General features: G+C 54.6%; 20 protein-coding genes. 15 read left to right on the forward strand and 5 right to left on the reverse strand.

The genetic code is table 11. The annotated features are described in order from the left end of the window. Positions 1 to 66 precede the first annotated feature (66 nt). The 6 genes from grpE (at position 67) to dapB (ending at position 6,515) form a co-directional block, all read left to right on the forward strand. The gene (gene grpE, locus K7H08_RS13190) at positions 67 to 696 is read left to right on the forward strand and encodes a nucleotide exchange factor GrpE (protein WP_038480668.1); all 630 of its coding nucleotides are present in this window, start codon (positions 67 to 69) and stop codon (positions 694 to 696) included. 170 nt (positions 697 to 866) lie between these two features. Next, on the forward strand, positions 867 to 2,801 hold the full coding sequence (dnaK, locus tag K7H08_RS13195) for a molecular chaperone DnaK (RefSeq protein ID WP_038480671.1): 1,935 nt from the start codon (positions 867 to 869) through the stop codon (positions 2,799 to 2,801). A gap of 110 nt (positions 2,802 to 2,911) precedes the next feature. Continuing rightward, positions 2,912 to 4,066, forward strand: a complete 1,155-nt coding sequence (dnaJ, locus tag K7H08_RS13200) for a molecular chaperone DnaJ (protein WP_009723758.1) — start codon at positions 2,912 to 2,914, stop codon at positions 4,064 to 4,066. Between the two features lie 201 nt (positions 4,067 to 4,267). Continuing rightward, positions 4,268 to 5,170, forward strand: coding sequence for a DMT family transporter (locus tag K7H08_RS13205; protein ID WP_198349517.1), 903 nt, complete (start codon positions 4,268 to 4,270; stop codon positions 5,168 to 5,170). A 117-nt stretch (positions 5,171 to 5,287) separates the two neighbouring features. Next, positions 5,288 to 5,569 (forward strand): DUF2218 domain-containing protein, encoded by a 282-nt coding sequence (locus K7H08_RS13210; RefSeq protein ID WP_038480678.1) that lies wholly within the window; start codon positions 5,288 to 5,290, stop codon positions 5,567 to 5,569. Between the two features lie 139 nt (positions 5,570 to 5,708). Then, complete coding sequence (dapB, locus tag K7H08_RS13215) at positions 5,709 to 6,515, forward strand: 4-hydroxy-tetrahydrodipicolinate reductase (RefSeq protein ID WP_095604435.1); 807 nt, start codon at positions 5,709 to 5,711, stop codon at positions 6,513 to 6,515. Between the two features lie 136 nt (positions 6,516 to 6,651). Here dapB and guaD read toward each other — a convergent pair whose 3' ends face one another. From guaD to K7H08_RS13235, 4 genes are all read right to left on the reverse strand, one after another. Further along, on the reverse strand, positions 6,652 to 8,001 hold the full coding sequence (gene guaD, locus K7H08_RS13220) for a guanine deaminase (protein WP_120385881.1): 1,350 nt from the start codon (positions 7,999 to 8,001) through the stop codon (positions 6,652 to 6,654). 35 nt (positions 8,002 to 8,036) lie between these two features. Beyond that, on the reverse strand, positions 8,037 to 10,448 hold the full coding sequence (xdhB, locus tag K7H08_RS13225; RefSeq protein WP_231658224.1) for a xanthine dehydrogenase molybdopterin binding subunit: 2,412 nt from the start codon (positions 10,446 to 10,448) through the stop codon (positions 8,037 to 8,039). Then, a complete protein-coding gene (xdhA, locus tag K7H08_RS13230; protein WP_231658225.1) occupies positions 10,432 to 11,916 on the reverse strand; it encodes a xanthine dehydrogenase small subunit in 1,485 nt (494 codons plus the stop codon). The genes xdhB and xdhA overlap by 17 nt, the downstream gene beginning before the upstream one ends. 106 nt (positions 11,917 to 12,022) lie before the next feature. Further along, positions 12,023 to 13,381 (reverse strand): NCS2 family permease, encoded by a 1,359-nt coding sequence (locus tag K7H08_RS13235; protein ID WP_231658226.1) that lies wholly within the window; start codon positions 13,379 to 13,381, stop codon positions 12,023 to 12,025. 577 nt (positions 13,382 to 13,958) lie between these two features. Between K7H08_RS13235 and carA the strand changes: the two genes are divergently transcribed. The 3 genes from carA to greA all read left to right on the forward strand — a co-directional run bounded on the left by carA (position 13,959) and on the right by greA (position 18,880). Continuing rightward, positions 13,959 to 15,104 (forward strand): glutamine-hydrolyzing carbamoyl-phosphate synthase small subunit, encoded by a 1,146-nt coding sequence (gene carA, locus K7H08_RS13240; protein ID WP_198349569.1) that lies wholly within the window; start codon positions 13,959 to 13,961, stop codon positions 15,102 to 15,104. Positions 15,105 to 15,176: 72 nt separating this feature from the next. Continuing rightward, positions 15,177 to 18,407: a carbamoyl-phosphate synthase large subunit gene (carB, locus tag K7H08_RS13245; RefSeq protein ID WP_231658227.1), complete on the forward strand. Its 3,231-nt coding sequence runs from the start codon at positions 15,177 to 15,179 to the stop codon at positions 18,405 to 18,407. Then, a complete protein-coding gene (gene greA / locus K7H08_RS13250) occupies positions 18,404 to 18,880 on the forward strand; it encodes a transcription elongation factor GreA (RefSeq protein ID WP_009723748.1) in 477 nt (158 codons plus the stop codon). Before carB ends, greA begins: the two co-directional genes overlap by 4 nt. A gap of 124 nt (positions 18,881 to 19,004) precedes the next feature. Here greA and yhbY read toward each other — a convergent pair whose 3' ends face one another. Next, a complete protein-coding gene (gene yhbY, locus K7H08_RS13255) occupies positions 19,005 to 19,331 on the reverse strand; it encodes a ribosome assembly RNA-binding protein YhbY (RefSeq protein ID WP_038480694.1) in 327 nt (108 codons plus the stop codon). Between the two features lie 114 nt (positions 19,332 to 19,445). Between yhbY and rlmE the strand changes: the two genes are divergently transcribed. From rlmE to secG, 6 genes are all read left to right on the forward strand, one after another. Next, the gene (gene rlmE, locus K7H08_RS13260; protein WP_038480697.1) at positions 19,446 to 20,093 is read left to right on the forward strand and encodes a 23S rRNA (uridine(2552)-2'-O)-methyltransferase RlmE; all 648 of its coding nucleotides are present in this window, start codon (positions 19,446 to 19,448) and stop codon (positions 20,091 to 20,093) included. A 244-nt stretch (positions 20,094 to 20,337) separates the two neighbouring features. After that, a complete protein-coding gene (ftsH, locus tag K7H08_RS13265; protein ID WP_038480700.1) occupies positions 20,338 to 22,347 on the forward strand; it encodes an ATP-dependent zinc metalloprotease FtsH in 2,010 nt (669 codons plus the stop codon). Between the two features lie 107 nt (positions 22,348 to 22,454). Continuing rightward, on the forward strand, positions 22,455 to 23,372 hold the full coding sequence (folP, locus tag K7H08_RS13270; RefSeq protein ID WP_038486484.1) for a dihydropteroate synthase: 918 nt from the start codon (positions 22,455 to 22,457) through the stop codon (positions 23,370 to 23,372). Further along, positions 23,369 to 24,718: a phosphoglucosamine mutase gene (gene glmM, locus K7H08_RS13275; protein ID WP_038480703.1), complete on the forward strand. Its 1,350-nt coding sequence runs from the start codon at positions 23,369 to 23,371 to the stop codon at positions 24,716 to 24,718. Before folP ends, glmM begins: the two co-directional genes overlap by 4 nt. Before the next feature lie 125 nt (positions 24,719 to 24,843). Beyond that, complete coding sequence (gene tpiA / locus K7H08_RS13280) at positions 24,844 to 25,593, forward strand: triose-phosphate isomerase (RefSeq protein ID WP_095604440.1); 750 nt, start codon at positions 24,844 to 24,846, stop codon at positions 25,591 to 25,593. A gap of 4 nt (positions 25,594 to 25,597) precedes the next feature. Next, positions 25,598 to 25,957 (forward strand): preprotein translocase subunit SecG, encoded by a 360-nt coding sequence (secG, locus tag K7H08_RS13285; RefSeq protein WP_009723741.1) that lies wholly within the window; start codon positions 25,598 to 25,600, stop codon positions 25,955 to 25,957. Positions 25,958 to 25,982 lie beyond the last annotated feature (25 nt).

Here is a 25,982-nt window from a genome sequence, read left to right on the forward strand (position 1 = left end):
TTAATACTCGTTACTTAACCGAGGTGGCCGTTAATGCCACCGCTGCATACTTTTCAGGAGCTAGGCATGGCAAAAGAACCGCAAACCCCATTAGAAGATGAGTTGGCCCGCCAAGAGCAAGAAGCGGAAGTCACCGAGCAAGCGGCTGAAGAGCGCCTGGTCGAGGGTGAGCTGGAAGGCTTGATCGAGGAAGACGCTGCGTTAGAGGGCGGCGTGGGAAACCCAGAAGCCGATATGCTAGCCGCTCAGGTGGAAGAGCTTGAGCAGAGCTTGGCGGAAGCTAAAGACCAAGCGCTACGTGCCGCTGCTGAAGCTCAAAACGTGCGTCGCCGAGCTGAGCAAGAAGCTGAAAAAGCGCGCAAGTTTGCTTTAGAAAAATTTGTTAAGGAGCTATTGCCCGTTGTTGATAGTCTGGAAAAAGCCCTAGAGAGCATGGAAGACGGAGCCTCTGACGTACATCGTGAGGGCGTTTCCATGACCCTCAAAATGCAGTTAGGCGTATTGAATAAATTTGGCGTGGAAAGCGTTGAACCCCAGGGTGAGCCCTTCGACCCGCAGGTTCACGAAGCGATGGCGATGGTGCCGAATCCCGAGCTTGAACCCAATACCGTCATGGACGTGATGCAGAAGGGTTATTTGCTTAACGGCCGCCTAGTTCGCCCCGCGATGGTGGTAGTTAGCCAAAAAGCCAATTAAGCATTGGCTGACGCAAAGCAAAAAAAAGCCCCTTGAAATGCTGCAAGCGGCCCCCAAATAAAGGGCAACCCGCGGGAAAACCCGCAAACGCTTTAAATTTCAAAAAGCAGATTTTTTGACATCAGCTTTCAAACATCAGTTTTGTAACAACCGAATTCGAGGTTTTTGCTATGGGACGCATTATTGGTATCGATCTGGGCACCACCAACTCTTGTGTGGCAGTGCTCGATGGTGACAGCGCTAAAGTCATTGAAAATGCCGAAGGCGGCCGCACTACGCCTTCCATTATTGCTTACACCGACGATGGTGAGACGCTGGTAGGCCAGGCGGCAAAACGTCAGGCCGTCACCAACCCTGAGAACACCCTTTACGCGATTAAGCGCCTGATTGGCCGTCGCTTCAAAGATGATGTCGTACAAAAAGACATCAAAATGGTGCCTTACAAAATCGCCGAAGCCGATAACGGTGATGCCTGGGTTGAAGTAAAAGGCAAAAAAATGGCGCCGCCGCAGGTAAGTGCGGAAGTGCTGAAGAAAATGAAGAAAACTGCCGAAGACTACCTCGGTGAAGCGGTAACTGAAGCGGTCATTACCGTACCGGCGTACTTTAACGACAGCCAGCGCCAGGCCACGAAAGATGCGGGCCGTATCGCCGGTCTTGATGTTAAACGCATCATTAACGAGCCGACCGCTGCTGCATTGGCCTACGGTATGGACAAATCCCGTGGTGATAAAACCATCGCGGTATATGACCTGGGTGGCGGTACTTTCGATATCTCTATTATCGAAGTGGCCGACGTTGACGGCGAAACCCAGTTTGAAGTGTTGGCCACCAATGGTGACACCTTCCTGGGCGGCGAAGACTTCGACTTGGCGCTGATCAACTACTTAGTTGACCAGTTCAAAGCGGACAGCGGTATGGATCTGTCTGGCGACAACCTCGCTATGCAGCGTCTGAAAGAAGCGGCTGAGAAGGCTAAAATTGAGCTTTCCAGTGCCCAGCAGACAGACGTTAACCTGCCGTACATCACCGCTGACAACACTGGCCCGAAACACCTTAACGTGAAGGTGACGCGTGCCAAGCTGGAGTCGCTGGTTGAAGATCTGGTACAGCGCTCGCTCGACCCGTGCAAAATGGCGCTGAAAGATGCTGGTTTGTCTGCATCTGAAATCGACGAAGTGATTCTGGTCGGTGGCCAGACGCGTATGCCGATGGTGCAGAAGAAAGCCGCTGATTTCTTCGGTAAAGAAGCGCGTAAAGACGTCAACCCAGATGAAGCGGTTGCTGTTGGTGCGGCGATTCAGGGCGGTGTTCTTGGCGGCGACGTAAAAGATGTACTGCTGCTGGACGTGACGCCGTTGACCCTGGGTATTGAAACCCTGGGTGGCGTAATGACGCCGCTGATCGACAAAAACACCACCATCCCCACGAAGAAGACGCAAACCTTCTCCACGGCGGATGACAACCAAACGGCAGTGACGATTCACGTCGTTCAGGGTGAGCGTAAGCAAGTCTCGCAGAATAAATCGCTGGGTCGTTTTGATCTTGCCGATATTCCGCCAGCGCCGCGTGGTGTGCCGCAGATTGAAGTGGCCTTCGACCTGGATGCCAACGGCATTCTAAACGTGTCGGCCAAAGATAAGGCGACCAATAAAGAGCAGTCTATCGTCATTAAAGCGTCCAGCGGTCTCACGGATGAAGAGATCGAGCAAATGGTACGCGATGCGGAAGCTCACGCGGACGAAGACAAAAAGTTCGAAGCGCTAGTGCAGCTGCGTAACCAAGCAGATGGCATGATTCACGCCACTCGCAAAACTGTGCAGGAAGCCGGCGATAAAGCGACCGATGACGAGAAACAAGCCATCGAGACCGCGATCAGCGAGCTGGAAGAAGCAGTGAAGACTGACGATCAGGACAACATCCAGCAGAAGCTGGACGCGCTGACCGAAGTGTCTGGCCAATTGGCGCAGAAAATGTACGCCGAGCAGGCAGAAGCTGCTCAGCAGGCGGACGGTGAAAGTGCTGAAAATGCCAGCACCAAGCCAGAGGATGACGTGGTTGACGCTGAGTACGAAGAAGTCAACGACGACAAAAAGAAACAGTAAATCACCTCTATCTGCTAAGGAATGCGGTGGCGCGGGAGACAACTCCCGCGTTGCTGTTTCCGAAGTAGACGCCTAATTAAGTGCGTAGCTAACCAGGAGGCGTAGGACCCATGTCCAAACGCGATTATTACGAAGTCCTGGGTGTCGAAAAAGGGGCTGATCAGAAAGAGATCAAAAAGGCCTATCGCCGCTTGGCGCAAAAATTCCACCCTGATCGAAACCCGGACGATAACACTGCAGCGGAAAAATTCCGTGAGGTGTCAGAAGCGTACGAAGTCTTAAGCGATGGCGAAAAGCGCGCGGCGTATGACCAATTTGGTCACGCCGGTGTTGACGGCCAGGGCGGCGGCTTTGGCGGTGGCGGGTTCGGTGGTGGTGGCGCTGGCGACTTCAGCGACATCTTCGGCGATGTGTTTGGCGATATCTTTGGTGGCGGTGGTGGCCGTCGTCGTGGCCCTAACGCCCCCGCGCGTGGCAGTGATCTACGCTACAACTTAGAGCTGGATCTGGAAAACGCCGTTTCCGGCACAACCGTTGATATCCGCGTGCCACGCCATATCGAATGTGACCGCTGCGATGGTGAAGGTGCTGAGCCTGGTTCTAGCAAAGAAACCTGTCCCACGTGCCATGGCCACGGCCAAGTGCGTATGCAGCAAGGCTTCTTCGCGGTTCAGCAAACTTGCCCGACCTGTCACGGCAGTGGTCAGCACATCAAAGTGCCGTGCCACAAGTGTAACGGTGAAGGCCGCGTGCGGGAAACGCGCACGCTATCGGTGAAGATTCCGCCGGGAGTGGATACTGGTGATCGCATTCGTCTGAATGGCGAAGGTGAAAGTGGTATTAACGGTGGCCCGCCTGGTGACCTGTATGTTCAGGTGTCGATCAAGCCACACCACATCTTCCAGCGTGATGGCAAACACCTGCAGTGTGACGTGCCGATCAACTTTGTTGATGCTGCATTAGGTGGGGAGCTAGAAGTACCCACGTTAGATGGCCGTGTGAAGTTGAAGATTCCACCGGAAACTCAAACCGGTAAACTCTTCAGGCTGCGCGGTAAAGGTGTGAAGCCGGTACGCGGCGGCGCCCCTGGCGACTTGCTTTGCAAAGTGGTGCTGGAGACGCCGGTCAATCTCAATGACGAGCAGAAAGACCTGCTTCGTCAGTTGCAAGAGAGCTTTGACGGCAGCAATAGTCACAGCCACTCGCCGAAGAAAACAGGTTTCTTCGACAGTGTGAAGAAGTTTTTTGAAGAGATGAAGCCGTAACGGCGATTCACTTCACAGCACATCAGCGCCCCGATACTTTCAAGTTTCGGGGCGTTTTTGTTGATTGCTTATCGCTAACTCATTGTGTTGCATAGTGTAAAATAGCGGGTCTGATGGGCTTATCGTTTAATCGCTAACCGATACCCTTTTAAAGCGTGGATTATTTGCACATAACTTATTTGCACATAAGGACGAGGGCAAATGCTAGCGGATGAAGAGTCTCGCTCTGGGTTGGGCATTGGGCTGCGGGTGCTTTCCGGCGTGCTGTTTACCGGTATGTTGGTGTGTATTAAAGCGGTGAGTGACGAGGTGCCGGTAGGGCAGTCGGTGTTTTTCCGCTCGCTATTTGCGCTGTTGCCGATTGTTGTTTTTTTGATGCTTCGTCGCGAGTTTCCGCAGGGATTGGCGACGCGCCGTCCACTGGGGCATGCGTTGCGCTCGGGGCTTGGGGCAGCGGCAATGTTCGCATCGTTCGCGGCGGTGGCCTTGTTGCCTGTCGCGGAAACTACGTTGTTAGCCCAGCTGACGCCCGTGTTTATGGCGTTGGGTGGTGTCTTGCTGCTGGGGGAGCGTTTCTCGCTTTATCGGGCGGGCGCTATTGCGTTGGCGTTGGCTGGGGTGGCGGTGCTGGTGCTGCCAGGGCTTGAGGCCAGTCGCGAGCAAGGGCAACTGGCTGGCTATGCGCTAGGGGCGCTGAGCGCGCTGTTAACTGCTGGAGCGCTGCTAACCGTACGGCGCATTTCACGTACCGAAACAGCCGGTTCCATTGCCTTCTACTTTATTCTGGTCTCTGCGCTAGCGGGGTTGGCAACGCTGCCCTTGGGCTGGGCACCACTAAACGGTGATGTGGTGTGGTTGTTAGTGCTTTCTGGCTTGTTTGGCGGCACGGCCCATATTGCGATGACGCTGGCGCTGCGTTACGCCGAAGCGTCACGCCTAGCGCCTTTTGAATACATTGCGTTGGTGTGGCCTGTGTTAGCAGATTGGCTGCTGTTTGGCCTGCCGGTTTCTAGCGGCTTTTTGCTGGCACTGCCGTTGCTACTTAGCGGGGTCGGGCTGGCCACACTGGAAGGCCGCCGGATTAAACGGCTTCTTCGACGATAAGCGTTTCCCTGAACAGAAACATGCTGTTGCAAGGGATTCTCATTTCTTACTTTGCGATTTCTACTGTGAGGATTACGCTAGTAAGATCTAACTCACTATCTTTGTGGAGAAAATACGATGCCTTTATCCCGTGCCGAAATCGTAACGCCTTCTGGTGAGCGCTTGATAAACCGCTTGTGCAAGCACTGGGCACATAAGCTTGAGATTGAGCATAATGAGCAGGAAGCCAAAATCACATTTGCCAATGGCACCTGCCTGATGCATGCCGAGGCGGATCGCTTGATTGTGTCCCTTGAAACCTTGGAAGAAGAGCATCTGGATCAGTTGGAAGGGGTGGTGGAAAGTCATCTCATGCGCATGGCAAAAGACGAGCCGCTGGAAATTGTTTGGGAGAACTAACTCGTTCGAAGCAGCGTGCGCGCTGCCTTAAGCAAGCGCCGCATCATTAACAGGGGTCTGTTATAATTTCGGCCACTTTTTTATCCTTGTTTTTCTTATACCAAGCTGGGTGCCGAACGGCGCACGCGCAGGAGTTCTCATGACTCGAATTGCCATTGTAGGCGTCGCTGGCCGTATGGGCCGCACATTAGTAAATGCGGTAGAACAGCAGGCAGATGCCTCACTTGCAGGCGGTATCGTTGAGCCAGGTAGTTCCTTGGCGGGTGCGGACATTGGTGAGCTGGCAGGTGTTGGCAAACGCGGTGTGGTGGCCGTCGATTCTCTCGCTGCGATTGTGGACGACTTCGATGTTCTAATCGATTTCACTGCGCCGCAGGTAACCCTGGCAAATTTGGCATTCTGCGCCGAGCACGGCAAGGGCATTGTGATTGGCACCACCGGCATGAGCGATGACGAACTGGCCGAGCTGGACAGCTACCGCGATAAAGTGGCCATGGTGTTCGCGCCTAATATGAGTGTCGGCGTTAACCTGACCCTCAAGCTGCTTGAGACCGCTGCAAAAGCCCTCGGTGACGAAGGCTACGATATTGAAGTCATTGAAGCGCACCATCGTCATAAAGTGGATGCGCCTTCTGGCACGGCGATTAAGATGGGAGAAGTGGTCGCGGAGAGCATCGGCCGCACGTTAAAAGAGCACGGTGTCTATGAGCGGGTAGGCCAGTGCGGTCCGCGCACCGACAAAGAAATCGGTTTTGCCACCGTGCGCGCTGGCGACATTGTTGGCGAGCACACAGTGATGTTTGCCACTGAAGGCGAGCGTATCGAAATTACCCATAAAGCCTCCAGCCGTATGACCTTTGCTAAAGGCGCGGTTCGCGCTGCTCGCTGGGTCGCTGATAAGGCGCATGGCCGTTACGATATGCAGGATGTATTAGGTTTAGAGTAATGTTTTAGTACAACAGGGGGCGTTTCGATATGTACTCTGTTGGCTGCTGAACATAACTGTTTGGATGGCCTCCGAACCCGCTAGCAGGGTGAGGGGGCTTGCTGCTTTTTGGCCCCCCTCCTGATTGATTTTCTGCTTAATTTTGACGCCGGTGCTGTAGGCGTCCTCCAGCCCAGGTTTCGAAGATAGCGCGGTCGTCGCCTAGCATCATTAGAGTGAATAACTCCTCTGCCAAACTTTCGCATCGTGCCATACGTCGTGCCATCAGCGGTGAGGCGGACAGGTCGATAACTACAAAATCGGCATCCATGCCTGGTGCGAAACGGCCGATACGGTCATCTAGCGATAGGGATACTGCATTGCCTCTGGTCAGGGCATGGAAGCCTGACCAGGCCGTCAGTGGCTGGCCGAGCAGTTGCCCTACTTGATAGCCCGCCTTGAGAGTCGCTAATCCGGAAAGATCGGTGCCAGCACCAATATCGCTGGCCAGGGTTAGATTTAACCCGCTTTCATGGGCGGCGTGGCGGTCGAACAAGCCGCTACCAAGGAAGAGATTAGAGCTGGGGCAAAAAGCGATATTGGCACTGCGTTCAGCCAGCCGCTTGCGCATGCCATTGTCCAGATGAATGCCATGGGCAAAGGTGCTGCGTGGCCCAACCAGGCCGGACTGCTCGTAAACCTCAAGGTAGTCACGGCTTTCTGGAAACAGCTCGGCTACCCAGTCCAGTTCGCCGAGGTTTTCCGATAAGTGAGTTTGCAGCCATAGGCTTTCATCGTTGCGCAGCAGGCCGCCAGCGGCATCAAGCTGGGTGCGTGTGGATGTGGGAGCAAAGCGCGGCGTAACACTGTAGCCAAGGCGGTCGGTGCCATGCCAGTCGCTGATCAAGCGCTCGGTATCACGAATGCCGCCGAGGGTCTTGTCGGTAAGTGCTTCGGGGGCGTGGCGATCCATCAGTACCTTGCCAGCGAGCATACATAGGCCGCGGCGTTGGGCGGCGCTGAAGAAGGCATCTACCGAATTGGGATGGCTTGAGCAGAACACTTGGGCGGTGGTGGTCCCGACTCGCATCAACTCTTTGAGAAAAGCGTCGGCCATGTTGTCGGCATGTGCGCGCTGGGCGAAACGGCACTCTTCAGGAAAGGTGTAGTCATTCAACCAGTCCAGCAGTTGGCGGCCATAAGAGGCCATGATATCGAGCTGAACGTAGTGAACATGGCTGTCAATAAAGCCTGGCATGACCAGCTTGTCACGCTGGTCGATGACGCTGATATCGGCGGGCAGCTGAGGGGCCAGGGTGCGATAGTCGCCAACGCCCTGAATGCGGCCATCGGCCCACCACAGGGCACCGTCTTGGTGGTAGACAACGCTACCCTCTCGGGGCGTGTCACCATCGCCGGGATCGGCATCGAAACTCAAGACCCGTGCACGTATTAACCAGGCTTGCCCCTGCTCTTGTTTCAGGCTTTGTCCTTGCTCTTCATTCATGATGTTGCTCCTGAAGATAGTTAGAGGGGGAAGGCTTAACGGACATTGCTGTGTCGTTTGTCAGCGGCAGGGTCAAGTTTGGCGCGTGCGGCTTCGGCGGCAGCCATGACTCGCTCCGGTGTGGCTGGCGTGTCCAGAGGTATCGCCTGGGTGTATCCGTTTAGGCTGGCCAAGCCGTCACGCAGGGCCGCCCATACCGACATACCAAGCATAAAAGGGGGTTCACCTACTGCCTTGGAGCGATAGATGCTGGCCATGGAGTTGGGGTGGCCTTCCATTAAGGAGGTATTGAAAGTGGCGGGTAGATCGCCGTAAGTGGGGATCTTGTAGGTCGCGGGGCCATTCGAAATCAGTTGGCCTTTACCATTCCATTTCAGCTCTTCACTGGTTAACCAGCCCATCCCCTGAATGAAACCACCTTCGACTTGGCCGATATCGATAGCCGGATTCAGGGAGTCACCCACGTCGTGGAGGATGTCGACACGATCTACCAAGTATTCGCCGCTCAAGGTATCGATTGAAACTTCGGCCACCGCCGCACCAAAGGCATAGTAGTAGAAGGGGCGTCCATTGCCGCTGGCACGGTCATAATGGATCAATGGTGTGGCGTAGAAGCCTTTTTCCGATAGCGAGATGCGCGATAGATAGGCGGCTTGAACCAGCTCTCCCCAAGCGATGCGGCGTTCACTTTCGCCAAAGCCGGCTATTAGATAACCCTCTTTGATGTGGATGGTTTCTCGATCGAGATGGTAGTGCTCGGCAGCAAAGTCATAAAGCCGTGTTTTTAGTTTGAGCGCGGCATCGCGAGCTGCCTGGCCATTGAGGTCGGCGCCGCTGGAGGCGGCGGTGGGAGAGGTATTGGGCACCTTGTCGGTACGTGTGGCGGTGATGCGCACGCTATCAAGATCCAGGCCCAGCTCACGCGCCACCACTTGGCAAATCTTCGTGTGCAGCCCCTGGCCCATCTCGGTGCCACCGTGGTTGATCATTACGCTGCCGTCGGTATAGACGTGCAGTAGCGCGCCCGCTTGGTTGAGGTGCTGGGCGGTGAAGGAAATGCCGAATTTTACTGGGGTCAACGCTAAGCCTTTGCGAATGACGGGGCTCTTGGCGTTGAACTCCCGGATTTCTCGGCGTCGCTGCCAGTAGTCGCTAGAGGTTTCGAGTTGCTCAACCAGCTCATGCAGAAGAACGGTCTGATCCACCGTCTGGCCGTAATGCGTCGTGTTGCGTCCGTCGCGATAAAAATTGCGCTTGCGTATCGTCAGCGGATCTTCGCCTAGGCGGCGAGCGATATCCTCCATTGCCGCTTCGATAACCATCATACCTTGGGGGCCGCCGAAGCCGCGGAAGGCGGTGTTAGAGGCCGTATGGGTGCGCGCTCGATATCCTGTAACGCGGACGTCACCCAGCGAATAGGCGTTATCCGAGTGAAACATAGCGCGATCAACAATGGCGTCGGAAAGGTCGGGTGAATAGCCACAGTCGCCGATTACATTGATATCGCCACCCAGAATCACGCCATGGGCATCGACGCCAAGGCGGTAGTCGTTATGAAAAGGGTGGCGCTTACCGGTTACGCGCATGTCATCGACTCGCGGTAAGCGGAAGCGGCAGCTGCGCCCGGTTCGCCGGGCGATTAATGCGGCTATGCAAGCCCAAGGTGAAGCCTGTGTTTCCTTGCCTCCGAATCCGCCCCCCATGCGGCGTGTCTCGACGGTAACGGCATGGAAGGGAATACCGAGTACCTCGGCAACCAGTTTCTGCGTCTCGCTGGGATGCTGGTTAGAGGTGTGAATCATGACGCCTTCGTCTTCGCTGGGATGGGCGACGCAGGCCTGCCCTTCCAAGTAGAAGTGTTCCTGGCCGCCGACAAACTGTTTGCCAGCAACGACAATGGCGGCGTCGGCAAAGGCTTTTTCCCAATCTCCACTGATCTGTTGATGAGTGGGGCGAACCAGATCACCCGCGTTGGCGGCAGCAACGGGGTCGAGGCTTGCTGGGCGCTCTTCGATCTCGATAATTGCCTTTTCGACTGCTTGACGAGCCGCACGATGGCTGTCGGCCGCCACGGCGAATAGCACCTGGCCCGCGTAGAGCACTTCGCCGTCAGCCATGATGGGATCCCCTGGGAAAACGGGGCCAATATCGGTATGGCCTGGCACGTCTGCCACGCTAATAACATCGACCACACCAGGAGCAGACCTTACCGCTTCCAGATCCATGCGGGTAATGCGCCCGTGGGCGACAGATGACAGGCCTGCGGCTAGGTGGAGGGCATTGGCCGGAAGGGCTAGGTCATCAATATAAGCCGCGCGCCCGGTGACATGCTTGATGGCACTCTCGTGATTGGCCGAGGTGCCAGAAAAAAAACGGCCGGTATGTTGTGCTGGATGAAATGCTTTCTGCTCAGGCTGTGGTGCTGGCAGATCAGTGAGCGTACGCATGGAGCATCACCTCCTGAGTGTGTGGTTGGGTGTGGGTAGACGATTCGATGACCAGACGTAGGCGTTCAAGTAGCGCACTCGCTGACCGCGTGCGGTAGTCGGCACTGCCACGAACATCGCTCATCGGTGAAAAGTCATTCGCGAGCGCTTGGCGTGCAGCCTCGAAGACGGTTGGTGAGGGCGGATTCCCTTCGAGAGCCGCTTCGGCCCCACGGGCTCGGGCAGGTATGCCGGCCATGCCACCGAAGGCCAGGCGTACATCGCGTAGGCATCCATCCTCCAGATGCCAGGCAAAAGCACTCAGCACGGCAGAAATATCATCTTCGCGCCGCTTCGAGAGTTTCCATACTTTTAGCTGGCGGCCTGCTTGCGGGGCCGGGATGAAAACCGCGCTTAATACTTCATTGTTAGCTAAGTCGGTCTTTTTGTAGTCGATGAAGAAGTTGTTGGCGGCAATCTCGCGGGAGCCGTTAGGGCCTGCGAGGCGAAGCTGTGCATCAAGGGCCAGCAGCACCGGCGGGGTGTCGCCGATGGGGGATGCATTGGCGACATTACCGCCTAAGGTGCCGCGGTTGCGTACCTGAGCCGAGCCGAGGCGGTGTAGAAGATGGGCAAAGGTTGGGTATTCACTCTCGAGTAAAGGCTCCAAGCGTGCATAGGTGACGGCTGCTCCGATCCACCAACCGGGGCGCCCGCTCGCATCCTGACCTTGTTCAATTTGCTGAAGCTCACTTACGCGCGTGGTATCGATAAGCCGTGGTAAGTCCTTCAGTTGTTGGGTGACTTCAAGCCAAAGGTCAGTGGCACCCGCAACCAAACGTGCTTCTGGATGGGCTGCGCGTAGGCGTATTAGGTCATTCAACTGACGAGGCTGATGGAAACGGCTGCTGGTTTCGTCCAGGTTGGCCACGTGCTGATTATCTTGCGCATCATTCAGTGTTGCATCTAACCATTCAGGGCGATGACCATCGATACTGTTCATTGCTAATGCCGCATCACGAATGGGGCGATAGCCAGTGCAGCGACACAGGTTGCCGCCAAGTGCGGCTTCAAGGCGCTCAGGGCTAAAGGGAGTGGCGAGCGGGTTAGTGTGCTGTTCTTCGTGGAGTGTGAACAATGACATCACAATGCCCGGCGTGCAGAAGCCGCATTGGCTACCATGGCATTCGACCATGGCTGCCTGGGCGGGATGCAGGTACTGCTGGTCGTCAGCGAGACCTTCGACGGTGACTAAGTGGCGTCCTTGGAGCTGATGAGCGGGCATGATGCAGGCGTTGGCGCTGTGGTAGCGTAGCTCGCCATTGGCATCGGGTGCCCCGATGGCTACTGTGCAAGCGCCGCAATCACCAGACGCGCAACCTTCCTTGGTGCCGGTCAGGTGTAGTTGTTCTCTTAGCAGCTCCAGAACGCTAAGGTGAACATCCGCTGTAACGCGATGCGGTTGCCCATTGAGGTGAAATGTAATCATAGTCCTACCCGTTATGTTGTTATTGGTTGCTTAAGTGCTGTCCGATCGGTCAGGTGGTGCGTGAGAAACGGGGTATTTTTTGATGACTCAGCATGAGAAGAGTCGTCTATTGTGCTGTCAGCAGCATAACCACCGCTAACAGGGCGGAGACCCACATTGCAGGCTTAATCTCGTCCAACTTGCCGGTGGCCAGCCGGATGAGCACAAAGCTGATAAAACCAAAGGCGATACCCAGGGTGATGGAGTACGTCAGCGGCATTAAAATGATGGCCAGAAATGCGGGAAAGGCTTCCTCGAGACGGCTCCAGTCAATCTTTCCAATCGGTGCCATCATGAACAGCCCCACCAGGACAAGAGCTGGGGCGGTCGCGATGCTGGGAACTAGGGACAGCAACGGTGAGAGAAACAAGAAAGGCAGGAACAATACGCCAATAACGACTGCCGTGAGTCCTGTGCGGCCGCCTTGGGCAACGCCAGCACCGGATTCGATAAAGGTTTGTGCCGCGCTGGTGCCGAGAGGGGCCGCGATCATCGATGCGAAAGCATCCACCGTCATGGAACGCTTAAGGTTGCGTGGATTACCGTTGGCATCCTTGAGATCCGCTGACTCGGATAGCGCCATAAAGCAAGACAGTGAGTCGAAGAAGTTAGTAAACAGCATCACGAAAATGAACGGCAGGTAAGCCACCTTGAGGGCGCCTAGAATATCGACCTTCATTACCGCCGAGAAATCCGGCCATGCGGCTAGGCCTTGCCAAGCCACCAATACGTCGTCACTCCACAGCCGCCCCATAGGGATTGCCAACAGAGTGGTTAGGGCGATGCCTAAGATCAGAGCGCCATTGAAGCCGCGAATGGCTAATATCGCGGTAGCCATTAGGCCAATAAAGAAGGTTATTAGGCTTGCGTTTAAATCACCCAGGCTAATCAGGGTCGCAGGGTTGGCTACGATGAACCCGGCATTCTTGAGCCCAATAAAGGTGATGAATAGGCCTATCCCACAGGTGATAGCATAGCGCAATGAGGCTGGAATGGCCTCGATGATGGCTTCGCGAACGTTAAACAGCGCCAAAACAGCGAACAGTACTCCTGACCAGAATACGCAGCCTAGAGCAACTTCCCACGATAACCCTGCGCCAAGCACCAGGGTGTAGGTGAAAAGCGCATTCATGCCCATTCCAGGAGCAACTAAAATTGGGTTGCGGGCATACAAGCCCATGGCCAAGCTACTAAAAAAGCTGATGACCACGGTGGCGGAGAGTGCTGCAGAAAAGGGAATACCCGCATCGGATAAGATGGCTGGGTTGACCACGATGATATACATCCCGGCTAGAAACGTCGCGATGCCTGCAAGCACTTCGGTCTTCACCGAGGAGCCGCGGCGGCTGACATTGAAGTAATTATCCAGGGTGCTCGTTGCTTGTACGGGAGGAGAGCCAGAATACGGCGTAGGGCTTTGTGGCATGACGATATTCTCTTTGTATTTGTTGGGTGAGCTATCGAAAAAAACGCGTTTGACCATTTGGTCAACTCGGACAAGCGTAGACAAAAAAACATCAAGAAGGCAACCAAATATATTAATTACGTACACAAAAAATTTTGGGGCGACTTCCACCCTCCTCATTTATCAATGACCTGAAGGTCGTGGCATATTGATTGCAGGGGCAAAATGGAGCATATAAAGTTGCTGGTAGTTTTAGGGCTAGCCTAAGGTCGATAAATCCTGTAACATTCCAAAAATTTTGGCCCAGTGGCTGCAAAAAGCAGCAAAATATCTGCAGCGAACGAATCTCTGTAGGGTAAGCACCGCGCTTGTTGCACTGGCCTTAGGTTAGAGAAAACAGTCAGCTAAATGCTGCGCCATGGCCATTCGCCACGGAAGAGAACAACAAGCGGGATGAAACCGATTTTTTTACTATCGGCTTCGTCCCGCTTTTTTACGACCCGACGTTTGCACGCACAAACGCCGACAAACCGGATCGCCGAGCCTGCGCCCACAGGCTCCCACCAGCATGGGAGAACTTGTCTTGAATAACCCCGCATTGAGCAAACCCGCGATATTGGCCCTGGAAGATGGCAGTGTGTTTCATGGCATTGCCATTGGCGCGGATGGCGTCACAAGCGGTGAGGTGGTGTTCAATACAGCCATGACCGGCTACCAGGAAATCCTCACTGACCCTTCTTACACCCGCCAAATCGTCACGCTGACCTACCCTCATATCGGCAATACCGGCATTAATTCGGAAGATGTGGAATCTGCATCGATTGCCGCAGCTGGCCTGGTGATTCGTGATTTACCCCTGCTAGCCAGTAGTTTCCGTTCAGAGCAAAGCCTTTCTGACTATCTAAAAAGCCAAAATGTGCTGGGCATTGCGGATATCGATACTCGCCGTTTAACGCGCATTCTGCGTGATAAAGGTGCGCAAAACGGTGCGATTCTGGCGGGTGCAGAAGCAGAGGGCGATGATGCGGTAGAGCGGGCGCTGGCGGCAGCGAAGGCATTTCCCGGGTTGAAGGGCATGGACCTGGCCAAGGAAGTCTCATGCAAAGAGGCTTACGAATGGACCCAAGGCGAGTGGACGTTGGGCGAGGGCTACGCTGATACTACCAAAGGTGAGCGTCCTTACCACGTGGTGGCGTATGACTTCGGTGTGAAATTTAACATCCTGCGTATGCTGGCCGCGCGCGGCTGCCGGTTGACGGTTGTACCGGCACAAACGCCTGCGGCTGACGTGTTGGCGATGAATCCGGATGGCATCTTTTTGGCTAACGGCCCCGGTGACCCCGAGCCCTGTGATTACGCCATCAAGGCAATTCAGGATGTATTGGAAACCAATACGCCGGTATTTGGCATTTGCCTTGGCCACCAGTTGCTGGCGCTGGCCTCGGGTGCCAAAACCATCAAGATGGGCCACGGCCATCACGGTGCTAACCATCCGGTGCAGGATTTAGACACCGGTACGGTAATGATTACTAGCCAAAACCATGGCTTTGCTGCTGATGAAGCGACCCTTCCGGCCAACGTGCGTGCCACGCACCGTTCGCTGTTCGATGGCACGCTGCAAGGAATCGAGCGCACTGATCGCCCGGCGTTTAGCTTCCAAGGTCACCCGGAAGCCAGCCCCGGCCCGCGCGATGTGGCGCCGCTGTTTGATCGCTTTATTGCCATGATGCAGGCGCGTCGCTAACGCTGCCCTTGATCGCCGCCATGTAACGCCGTTTTTTTGTCGCTCATCGTCACCTATTTTGCGGGAACCGTTATGCCTAAGCGTACCGATATCAACAGCATTCTTATCATTGGCGCTGGCCCGATTGTCATCGGCCAGGCCTGCGAATTTGACTACTCTGGCGCCCAGGCGTGTAAAGCGCTGCGTGAAGAGGGGTTCCGAGTTATTTTGGTTAACTCCAACCCGGCTACCATCATGACCGACCCGGCCATGGCCGATGCCACCTACATCGAGCCGATTACCTGGCAAGCGGTTGAAAAAATTATTGAGGCCGAGCGCCCGGACGCGATTCTACCCACTATGGGTGGCCAGACAGCGCTCAACTGTGCGCTTGACCTGGAAAAGCATGGCGTGCTGGAAAAGTACAGCGTCGAGATGATTGGTGCCAACGCCGATGCCATCAATATGGCCGAAGATCGTGATCTGTTCGATCAGGCCATGAAGCGTATTGGTTTGGAGTGCCCGAAAGCCAAAGTGGCGCACACCATGGATGAGGCCTGGGAAATTCAGGCTGAATTGGGCTTCCCGACCATTATTCGTCCTTCTTACACCATGGGCGGCTCCGGCGGCGGCGTGGCGTATAACAAAGAAGAGTTCGAAGAGATCTGTACCCGCGGTTTCGAGCTTTCCAATAACCACGAGCTGCTGATCGATGAATCGCTGCTGGGGTGGAAAGAGTACGAGATGGAAGTGGTGCGGGATAAGAATGACAACTGCATCATTGTCTGTGCGATTGAAAACTTCGATCCTATGGGCGTTCACACCGGTGACTCGATTACCGTCGCGCCAGCTCAAACGCTGACCGACAAAGAGTACCAGATCATGCGTGACGCCAGCCTCGCGGTGCTGCGCGAGATTGGTGTGGAAACCGGCGGCTCCAACGTACAGTTTGGTATGGACCCGAAAACCGGTCGCCTGGTGGTTATCGAGATGAACCCGCGGGTATCGCGCTCGTCGGCGCTGGCATCTAAGGCTACTGGTTTCCCGATTGCTAAAATCGCCGCGAAACTGGCGGTGGGTTACACCTTGGATGAGCTGCAAAACGATATTACCGGTGGCCGCACGCCCGCGTCGTTTGAGCCATCAATCGACTATGTCGTCACTAAAATTCCGCGCTTTACCTTCGAGAAATTCCCTCAGGCAAACGACCGTCTGACCACTCAGATGAAGTCGGTGGGCGAAGTGATGGCGATTGGCCGCACGTTCCAAGAGTCGCTGCAGAAAGCGCTACGCGGTCTGGAAACCGGTAACGATGGCCTTGATCCGATCATCACCGATTTCACGCCAGACAACATGGCGATCATTCAGGGCGAGCTGCAGGCCGCTGGTGCCGAGCGTATTTTCTATGTGGCTGACGCAATGCGCTCTGGAATGAGTGTCGATGAGGTATTTGCGCTCACCAATATCGACCCTTGGTTCCTGGTGCAGTTGGAAGATTTGGTGTTGACTGAAAATGCCGTCGCCAAGCGCGCCCTGGCCGATTTCTCTGCCCGTGAGCTTTACCAGCTTAAGCGCAAAGGCTTTGGTGACGCGCGTTTGGCCAAGCTACTGGGCGTGTCTGAAAAAGAGTTCCGCAAAACGCGCCAGGCAGCGGGCATTCGTCCGGTTTATAAACGTGTCGATACCTGTGCGGCGGAATTTGCCTCTGACACCGCTTACATGTACTCCACCTATGAAGAGGAGTGCGAAGCGGACGTCTCTGATCGTCAGAAAATTATGGTATTGGGTGGTGGCCCGAACCGTATCGGTCAAGGTATCGAGTTCGATTACTGCTGTGTTCATGCCGCCTTTGCCATGCGCGATGATGGCTATGAAACCATCATGGTCAACTGCAACCCGGAAACCGTTTCTACCGACTACGACACCTCTGATCGTCTCTACTTCGAGCCGGTGACGCTGGAAGATGTGTTGGAAATTGCCGACAAAGAGAAGCCGGTTGGCGTGATTGTGCAGTTCGGTGGTCAAACGCCGCTGAAGCTTGCCCGTGAGCTAGAGGCAGCAGGCGTGCCGATTATTGGTACCACGCCGGATGCCATTGACCGTGCTGAAGATCGCGAGCGCTTCCAGGTGATGATCGACAAGCTAGGCTTGAAGCAGCCGCCCAACGCCACTGCCCGCAGCTTTGAAGAGGCGTTTTCCAAGGCAGAGGCCATCGGCTACCCGCTGGTGGTGCGTCCTAGCTACGTGCTGGGTGGTCGGGCAATGGAGATCGTTTATGACGCCTCCGAGCTTGAAAACTACATGACCAATGCGGTGAAGGTGTCTAACGACTCTCCCGTTTTGCTTGACCACTTCTTGAGTGCCGCGATCGAAATCGATATCGACGCTGTGTCGGACGGTCAACAGGTGGTGATCGGCGGTATTATGCAGCACGTTGAGCAAGCCGGCGTTCACTCTGGTGATTCCGCCTGTGCGTTACCGCCTTACTCGCTGCCTGCCGATGTGCAGGATGAAATGCGCGAGCAGGTCAAGAAAATGGCCGTTGAGCTGGGCGTTAAGGGTCTGATGAACGTGCAGCTGGCGTGGCAGGATGGCGAAATTTATGTCATCGAGGTTAATCCTCGTGCGTCGCGTACCGTACCGTTTGTGTCTAAGTGCATCGGCACTTCGTTGGCACAGATCGCGGCGCGCTGCATGGCGGGTAAGACACTGGCCGAGCAGGGCTTTGAGCGCGAAATTATTCCGCACTTCTATAGCGTGAAAGAGGCGGTCTTCCCGTTCAACAAGTTCCAAGGTGTTGACCCGATTCTGTCGCCCGAGATGAAGTCGACGGGTGAAGTAATGGGCTCTGGCGAGACCTTTGCAGAAGCGTTCTTTAAAGCGCAGCTGGGCGCTGGCGAAGCCATTCCAGCATTGGATGGCGAGCGTAAAGCGTTCCTTTCGGTACGCGAGCCCGACAAGCAAGGGATTATCGAAGTGGCGCGTTCTCTGCTAACATTGGGCTTCACACTATGTGCAACGCGCGGTACAGCAGCGGCACTTGAGGCTGCTGGACTGGAAGTGGAGCACGTCAATAAAGTCTACGAAGGCCGTCCCCATATCGTCGATCTGCTGAAGAACGACGAAATCGCCTACATCGTGAACACGACTGAAGGTCGTCAGGCTATTAACGACTCTTCAATTATTCGCCGTACTGCTCTCGCGCGCAAGGTGCCCTATGCGACCACCTTGGCGGGCGCTAATGCTGTTTGCATGGCGCTTGAGTACGGTAGGGAGATTACGGTGCGGCGCCTTCAGGATCTGCATGCAGGAGCAAGTCAATGAACAAGGTCCCGATGACGGTAGCGGGAGAAAAAAGTCTTCGCGAAGAGCTTAATCACTTGAAGGGCGAAGCCCGCCCTCAAGTTATTGCTGCTATTGCTGAAGCGCGTGAACATGGCGATCTCAAAGAGAACGCTGAGTACCACGCCGCTCGTGAGCAGCAAGGATTTATTGAAGGCCGTATCCAGGAAATTGAAAGCAAGCTTTCAGGTGCGCAGGTAATCGACGTTACTAAGCTGCCAAAAACCGGCAAGGTGATCTTTGGGGTTACCGTGTCGTTGCTGAACCTGGATAGCGACGCCAGCGTTACCTACCGCATTGTTGGTGAAGACGAGGCCAATATTAAAGAGGGGCGCATTTCTGTGACCTCACCTATCGCCCGAGCGATGATTGGCAAAGAAGAAGGCGATGTGGTGGTGGTAAAAACACCTGGTGGCGATGTTGAGTACGAAATTGAGAGTGTTGAACATCTCTGATTTACCGCGGTGACGCGGGGCAGGCGTCTTGAAGGCGCCTGCAATCCAGGCACACTAAAAGGCCCGTGACGGTGACGTCGCGGGCCTTTTAGTATCATGCGTTGGTTAACGAGCCACGTGTGGGTTAATGCCGTCCGTGGTGGTTTTCAAAACGCGTGATGTTGGAAAGCTTGGGGTTTACCTTTGGGTTACGGCGATAGAGCAGCGCCATTTTGCCAATGGTTTGTACTAGCTCGGCGTTACTGTCGGCGACTAGCTCATTGAGCATTGCGACACGGTCGTCCCGCTCTGTAATAGCGAGCTTCACTTTGATGAGCTCGTGATCGTTGAGCGCGCGGCTGAGTTCTGCGAGCAAATTTTCGGAGACGCCGTTCTCAGAAACGGTGACCACTGGATTGAGGTGGTGGCCAATGCTACGAAATGCTTTCTTTTGTGCCTGTGACAAGCTCATGGTATCTTGCGGTATCCCGGTTAGCGCTTAACGCTCCATCTTACGGTGAAATGCCGTTAAGTGAAAGCAATCGCGTGAATGCGCCCATCTCTTATTCCAGTGTTAGATTCCCACATGCAGCAAAAGCCCCCAAGCCGTAAACATTCAGTGAGCAAGACCAGCAACAACTGGAAGAAAGAACATTTCGACGATCAGTATGTGAAACAACGCTGGCAAGATGGCTATCGCTCCCGTGCAAGCTATAAGCTGCTTGAGCTTGATGAAAAGGATAAACTGTTTCGCCCCGGCATGACGGTAATTGATCTAGGCGCTGCCCCAGGGGGGTGGAGTCAAATTGCCGCAGAAAAGGTGGGGCCTGAGGGTGTCGTGATAGCGTCAGACATATTAGAGATGGATGCCCTAGCCGGCGTTGACTTTATCCAGGGCGATTTTACTGAAGAGAGCGTGCTTAACGCGATTCTTGAACGTCTAGGAAATCGTCAGGTAGACCTTGTGATGTCTGATATGGCCCCCAATATGAGTGGTATGGCGGCTATTGATCAGCCACAGGCAATGTACCTTGTTGAACTCGCTTTGGAACTTGCGCGAGAAACGCTACCGCCTGGCGGGCGTTTTCTGGCTAAGGTATTTCAAGGCGAAGGATTTGATACCTATTTGAAAGAGCTCCGAAGTAGCTTTGATCGTGTTGTGACTCGCAAGCCGGATGCTTCGAGGGCGCGCTCGCGGGAAGTCTATTTTTTAGCGGAAGGATTTCGAGGCTAACGAGACGTTGCCCTGTACTCGTCAGTAAGTGCGAGCGTGTAGATACTGGCGGGTAATAGCAAAGATTTATCACCACGATTGCCAGACAGGCAGGCGTAAATTGTGTCACATTATGCACATTGGACGAGCGTGACACAGATGGCCCAAAGCAAAATGTGCTTTGGCAATGGTTGAACGTTAAGCTCTAGTGTAAGGTCTGAGTATTAACGGTTAACTGACGGATTCTTGTAATGAGGGTAGCCCCTTGAACGATATGGCGAAGAACCTGATTCTGTGGTTGGTCATCGCGGCCGTTCTACTGACAGTGTTCAACAATTTCAGTACGGAAAGCGCACCGCAAACCACCAACTACTCTCAGTTTGTGCAGCAGGTGCAAAATCAGCAGGTACGTAGTGTCACGATTGATGGCTATACCATCATTGGTGAGCGTACGGATGGTTCTCAGTTCCAGACCATTCGCCCGTCGGCGGAAGATCCTAAGCTGATGGATGATCTGCTAAGCAACAACGTGACCGTTGTCGGTAAAGAGCCGGAACAACAAAGCATCTGGACGCGCTTGCTGATTGCGAGCTTCCCGATTCTGCTTATTCTGGCCATCTTTATGTTCTTTATGCGCCAAATGCAGGGTGGAGCCGGTGGCGGTAAAGGCGGTCCAATGAGTTTTGGTAAGTCGAAAGCCAAACTGCTTTCCCAGGATCAGATCAAGACAACTTTTGCCGATGTTGCAGGCTGCGACGAGGCGAAAGAAGAAGTTGAAGAGCTTGTAGACTTCTTGCGTGATCCTACTAAATTCCAGCGTTTGGGTGGCACAATCCCGCGCGGTGTATTGATGGTAGGTCCGCCAGGAACGGGTAAAACGCTGCTGGCCAAGTCCATTGCGGGCGAAGCCAAAGTACCGTTTTTCTCTATCTCTGGTTCAGACTTTGTTGAGATGTTTGTGGGCGTTGGTGCTTCACGCGTTCGTGACATGTTTGAGCAAGCCAAGAAACAAGCGCCTTGCATCATCTTTATTGATGAAATCGATGCGGTTGGCCGCTCACGTGGTGCTGGCATGGGTGGCGGCAATGATGAGCGTGAGCAGACACTCAACCAGTTGCTGGTAGAGATGGATGGCTTCGAAGCTAATGAAGGTGTCATCGTCATTGCGGCCACTAACCGCCCTGACGTGCTTGATCCTGCGCTGCTACGTCCGGGTCGTTTCGACCGTCAAGTAACGGTTGGGCTGCCGGATATTCGTGGTCGTGAACATATTCTGGGCGTTCACCTGCGTAAAGTGCCGCTGGCGGATGATGTTAAGCCGCAGCTAATTGCGCGCGGTACGCCAGGCTTCTCTGGTGCGGACCTTGCGAACTTGGTCAACGAGGCAGCGCTGTTTGCCGCTCGTCGTAACAAGCGCTTGGTTGCCATGGAAGAGCTGGAGCTTGCTAAAGACAAGATCATGATGGGCGCTGAGCGCAAATCGATGGTTATGACCGATAAAGAGAAGCTCAACACGGCGTATCACGAATCAGGTCATGCCATTATTGGCTTGGTTGCGCCCGAGCATGATCCTGTTTACAAAGTGACGATCATCCCGCGTGGCCGTGCGCTAGGTGTTACGATGTTCTTGCCGGAAGAAGATCGTTACAGCCTGTCTCGCCAACAAATTCTCAGTCAGATTTGCTCGCTGTTTGGTGGACGTATTGCCGAAGAGATGACGTTGGGCGCTAACGGTGTTACAACGGGCGCTTCAAACGATATCAAGCGTGCTACCGAGCTCGCTCATAACATGGTCGCTAAGTGGGGGCTGTCGAATGAGATGGGCCCGATCATGTACGACGAGGATGAGTCCCACCAGTTCCTTGGTGGCCCCGGTCAGGGTGGCGGTAAGCTAAAATCTGGCGAAACAACGTCTCGTCTCGATAAAGAAGTGCGCAAGATTATCGACGAGTGTTACGAGCAGGCTCGTCAGATTTTGGAAGATAATCGCGACAAGCTAGACGCGATGGCCGAAGCACTGATGAAGTACGAAACCATCGATGCTGATCAGCTGAAAGATATTATGGAGGGGCGCGATCCGCGTCCGCCAGAAGGCTGGAACGACGGTGATTCATCTGGCGGCGGCACGCGTGTTAGCGACGATAAGCCTGAAGAGAAGGCTGGGGAAAAGGCTGACGATACGCCTTCTGATGCGTCTGGCGACGATGGCGAAGAAGATGATGACGAGCCACGCCGTCGTCCTTCTGACCCGTTAGGCGGTCCCGCAGGCCCTTAACGTGTGTGAGTGTTAGAGATGTTAGCAAAGGCGCCCCATAACGGGGCGCCTTTTTGTTATGCTGTGAAGCAATTGCAAACACGTTTTTTCTTTTAGTAGGCCGCAGCATGAAACCGATAGTTGACTCTTCATCGCCTTCACGGGCAGCGGATAGCGCATATCACCTGCGCTGTGGGCGCCATTCATTAGATCTTTCGTTTCCACGGGTAATGGGGATTCTGAATGTTACTCCGGACTCCTTCTCTGATGGCGGGCAACACGTTGGTCTAGATAGCGCGCTGCACCACGCTGAACAAATGTTGGCGGAAGGTGCTGCGATGATTGACGTGGGCGGGGAGTCGACAAGGCCAGGGGCTAGTCCTGTATCAGAGCAAGAAGAGTTAGATCGTGTGGCGCCTGTGGTTGAAGCGTTAGTGCACGAGCTAGATGCGCTGGTGTCAGTGGATACCAGTAGCCCTGTCGTTATGCGAGAAGTAAGCGCGCTTGGCGCTGGTATGATTAACGATGTGCGAGCGCTAGAGCGCGAGGGTGCGCTCGGCGCTGCAGCAAGCACCGGCCTGCCTGTGTGTTTAATGCATCGCCAAGGTGAGCCCCAGGATATGCAGCAGTCGCCCTATTATGGTCAGCCAGTTGAGCGAGTGGTTGCCGACTATCTTGCTGAGCGGGTAGCGGCATGTGAAGCCGTTGGAATTCGTCGTAGCCGTCTATTGATAGATCCTGGTTTTGGTTTTGGCAAAACCATTGAACATAACCTGCGCTTGCTGAAGTATATGGATGAGCTTCGGGCGCTGGAGTTGCCGCTGTTAGTGGGGATGTCGCGGAAAAGCATGATTGGTAAAGTGTTGGGTCGCCCGGTGGAAGAGCGCTTGGCCGGAGGTCTTGCGCTAGCAGCCATGGCGGTTGAGCGGGGCGCCAATATTTTGCGCGTGCATGATGTAGGGCCCACGGTAGATGCCGTAAATATGGCATGGGCGGTGCTTCAGGAAGGCTGCGAGACGCAGCTAAATAAGGAGATGATGCCATGACGCGACGTTATTTTGGTACCGATGGGATTCGCGGTACGGTTGGGCAAGCGCCTATTACTGCCGATTTTATGCTCAAACTGGGGTGGGCGGTGGGTCAGGTGCTGCGCCGTGAAAAAGGCCGCACACGTGTGTTAATTGGTAAAGATACGCGCATCTCTGGCTATATGTTTGAGTCAGCCTTGGAAGCGGGGCTGTCTGCCGCAGGCGTCGATGTTTCGTTGTTGGGGCCAATGCCTACACCGGGGATCGCCTATCTAACGCGTACCTTTCGCGCCGACGCTGGGATTGTGATTTCCGCGTCGCATAACCCCTTTGATGATAACGGCATTAAGTTTTTCTCTGCCGAGGGTAAAAAGCTACCCGACGAGATTGAAGATCGCATTGAGACGATGCTTGATGCACCTCTGACAACGGCGAGCGCGGCTCAGTTGGGTAAAGCGACGCGTATTGACGATGCTGCCGGGCGCTATATCGAGTTCTGCAAATCGACGTTACCTGATCGTCTCAGCCTGCATGGTCTAAAAGTGGTATTGGATTGTGCTCATGGGGCTACCTACCACATTGCGCCAAACGTATTTCGTGAGCTCGGCGCTGATGTTAGCGTGATTGGTTCTTCCCCTGATGGGTTGAATATTAACCATCAAGTGGGGTCTACCCATCCCGCAGCGCTGCGTGCAGCGGTGATTCAGCAAGGCGCTGATTTAGGCATTGCCTTTGATGGTGATGGAGATCGAGTGCTGTTGGTAGATGCCGATGGCCGTGAGGTGGATGGCGACGATATTCTTTACCTGATTGCCCGAGATCGTCACGAACGGGGGCTGCTTGAAGGCGGCGTGGTAGGCACTCTGATGAGCAACTTCGGGCTTGCCATGGCGCTGGAGCGGCTGGGGATTCCCTTTCAGCGCGCGAAAGTGGGTGATCGCTTTGTCATGGAGATGATGGCTGCCAACGGTTGGGAGCTGGGAGGCGAGTCATCAGGTCATATTGTATGTGGTCATGCTCAAACGACGGGCGATGGGATTGTTTCAGCGTTGCAAGTGTTGGCGTTGATGGTGCGAGAGCAAAAGCCGCTACTGTCTCTCTTGACGGGCTTGGAAAAGGTGCCCCAGTCGCTGGTTAACGTCAGGCTGCCTGGGGGCACCAACGCAAAAGATGTCATGACGGCAAAGCCGCTACTCGAAGCGGTGGCTGCCCTTGAAGCTGAGCTGGGTGACCAGGGTAGAGTGTTGCTACGGCCGTCGGGCACTGAGCCGCTAATCCGAGTGATGGTGGAAGGGCGGGCTCACCTGGATGTTGACCGTCTAGCGCATAAACTTGCCGATCAGGTCCAGGCGTTGCTCAGCTAGCTTGGTAAATGTGTTTGATAGGCGAGTATGCTTGCCACGCCCCAACTAACTAACCTGTATAACAGCGGTTGTCTTGACAAGGCCGCTCCTATACCATTTCGCTCCACCTTGAGTGAGGATAATCGATGCGTACGCCATTAATTGCCGGTAACTGGAAAATGAACGGCTCCACGGCGTTGATTCAAGCGTTCGGAGACGCCTTCACCGCGTCCAAGCTGCCTAATGATATCGACGTTGTAGTTATTCCGCCGTTTCCTTATTTGGAAGCTGCACGAAGTGCTTTCCAAAATACGCCGTTACAGTTAGGGGCGCAGACGCTCAATCCTCAGCACTCAGGTGCGCATACGGGTGAGATCAGCGGGCGTATGCTTAAAGAGTTTGATGTGGCCTATGTGCTGGTTGGTCACTCTGAGCGTCGCCAGCTATACAAAGAAGGTGATGAGCAGGTGTTTGACCGCTTGGTCGCTGCGCTTGATGTCGGCATCACGCCGATTCTTTGTGTGGGTGAAACCCTAGAAGAGCGCGATGCCGGTAGCACGATGGATGTTGTATTGCGGCAAGTTGGCTATGCAATGGCGCGTTTAGAGCCGGCACAGCGGCTTAAGGTTGTTATTGCCTATGAGCCTGTATGGGCAATTGGGACAGGCCGTACCGCAACCCCAGAGCAGGCTCAGGAAGTAATGGCCGGTATTCGTACCTATCAGGCCGGGTTTGATAAAATGCTAGCCGAGCAGCTTAAGTTGCTTTACGGCGGCAGCATGAATGCAAATAATGCGGCTGAGTTGCTTGCTCAGCCGGATATCGACGGCGGTTTAGTGGGCGGTGCTTCACTTAAAACCGACGATTTCTACGCCATTTGTCAGTCAGCAGGATAATCCCATGCAAGTTGCAATTCTTATGGTTCACGTGGTGATTGCGATCGCCTTGGTTGTGCTAATCCTGCTTCAGCAGGGTAAAGGTGCCGAAGCGGGTGCCGCCTTTGGTGGAGGGGCATCGCAAACTGTGTTTGGTTCGCGGGGTAGTGGTAACTTTTTGTCTCGCGCAACGGGGCTTTTAGCCGCCGGCTTTTTTGTTACCTCAATGGCATTGGCTTATTTTGCGACCCAGGCAGGACAAGCGCCCGAAGCGGGTATTCCCGACTCTCGCCTGATTGAACAGCAGCGCAATATTCCAACGCTTGACGATGGCCCTGCAAGTATGGATAATACCGCGCCAGTGCTAGAGGAAAGCAGCGAGTAACATATTGATACTGCTTTTTTTAGCC

This window comes from Halomonas sp. IOP_6 (genome assembly GCF_021151565.1).
In the GTDB taxonomy this organism is placed as follows: domain Bacteria; phylum Pseudomonadota; class Gammaproteobacteria; order Pseudomonadales; family Halomonadaceae; genus Vreelandella; species Vreelandella alkaliphila.

Coding starts and splice junctions, on each gene's coding strand:
- grpE (WP_038480668.1), top strand. CDS start 67: ATGGCAAAAGAACCGCAAACCCCATTAGAAGATGAGTTGGCCCGCCAA.
- dnaK (WP_038480671.1), top strand. CDS start 867: ATGGGACGCATTATTGGTATCGATCTGGGCACCACCAACTCTTGTGTG.
- dnaJ (WP_009723758.1), top strand. CDS start 2,912: ATGTCCAAACGCGATTATTACGAAGTCCTGGGTGTCGAAAAAGGGGCT.
- K7H08_RS13205 (WP_198349517.1), top strand. CDS start 4,268: ATGCTAGCGGATGAAGAGTCTCGCTCTGGGTTGGGCATTGGGCTGCGG.
- K7H08_RS13210 (WP_038480678.1), top strand. CDS start 5,288: ATGCCTTTATCCCGTGCCGAAATCGTAACGCCTTCTGGTGAGCGCTTG.
- dapB (WP_095604435.1), top strand. CDS start 5,709: ATGACTCGAATTGCCATTGTAGGCGTCGCTGGCCGTATGGGCCGCACA.
- guaD (WP_120385881.1), bottom strand. CDS start 8,001: ATGAATGAAGAGCAAGGACAAAGCCTGAAACAAGAGCAGGGGCAAGCC.
- xdhB (WP_231658224.1), bottom strand. CDS start 10,448: ATGCGTACGCTCACTGATCTGCCAGCACCACAGCCTGAGCAGAAAGCA.
- xdhA (WP_231658225.1), bottom strand. CDS start 11,916: ATGATTACATTTCACCTCAATGGGCAACCGCATCGCGTTACAGCGGAT.
- K7H08_RS13235 (WP_231658226.1), bottom strand. CDS start 13,381: ATGCCACAAAGCCCTACGCCGTATTCTGGCTCTCCTCCCGTACAAGCA.
- carB (WP_231658227.1), top strand. CDS start 15,177: ATGCCTAAGCGTACCGATATCAACAGCATTCTTATCATTGGCGCTGGC.
- greA (WP_009723748.1), top strand. CDS start 18,404: ATGAACAAGGTCCCGATGACGGTAGCGGGAGAAAAAAGTCTTCGCGAA.
- yhbY (WP_038480694.1), bottom strand. CDS start 19,331: ATGAGCTTGTCACAGGCACAAAAGAAAGCATTTCGTAGCATTGGCCAC.
- rlmE (WP_038480697.1), top strand. CDS start 19,446: ATGCAGCAAAAGCCCCCAAGCCGTAAACATTCAGTGAGCAAGACCAGC.
- folP (WP_038486484.1), top strand. CDS start 22,455: ATGAAACCGATAGTTGACTCTTCATCGCCTTCACGGGCAGCGGATAGC.
- glmM (WP_038480703.1), top strand. CDS start 23,369: ATGACGCGACGTTATTTTGGTACCGATGGGATTCGCGGTACGGTTGGG.
- tpiA (WP_095604440.1), top strand. CDS start 24,844: ATGCGTACGCCATTAATTGCCGGTAACTGGAAAATGAACGGCTCCACG.
- secG (WP_009723741.1), top strand. CDS start 25,598: ATGCAAGTTGCAATTCTTATGGTTCACGTGGTGATTGCGATCGCCTTG.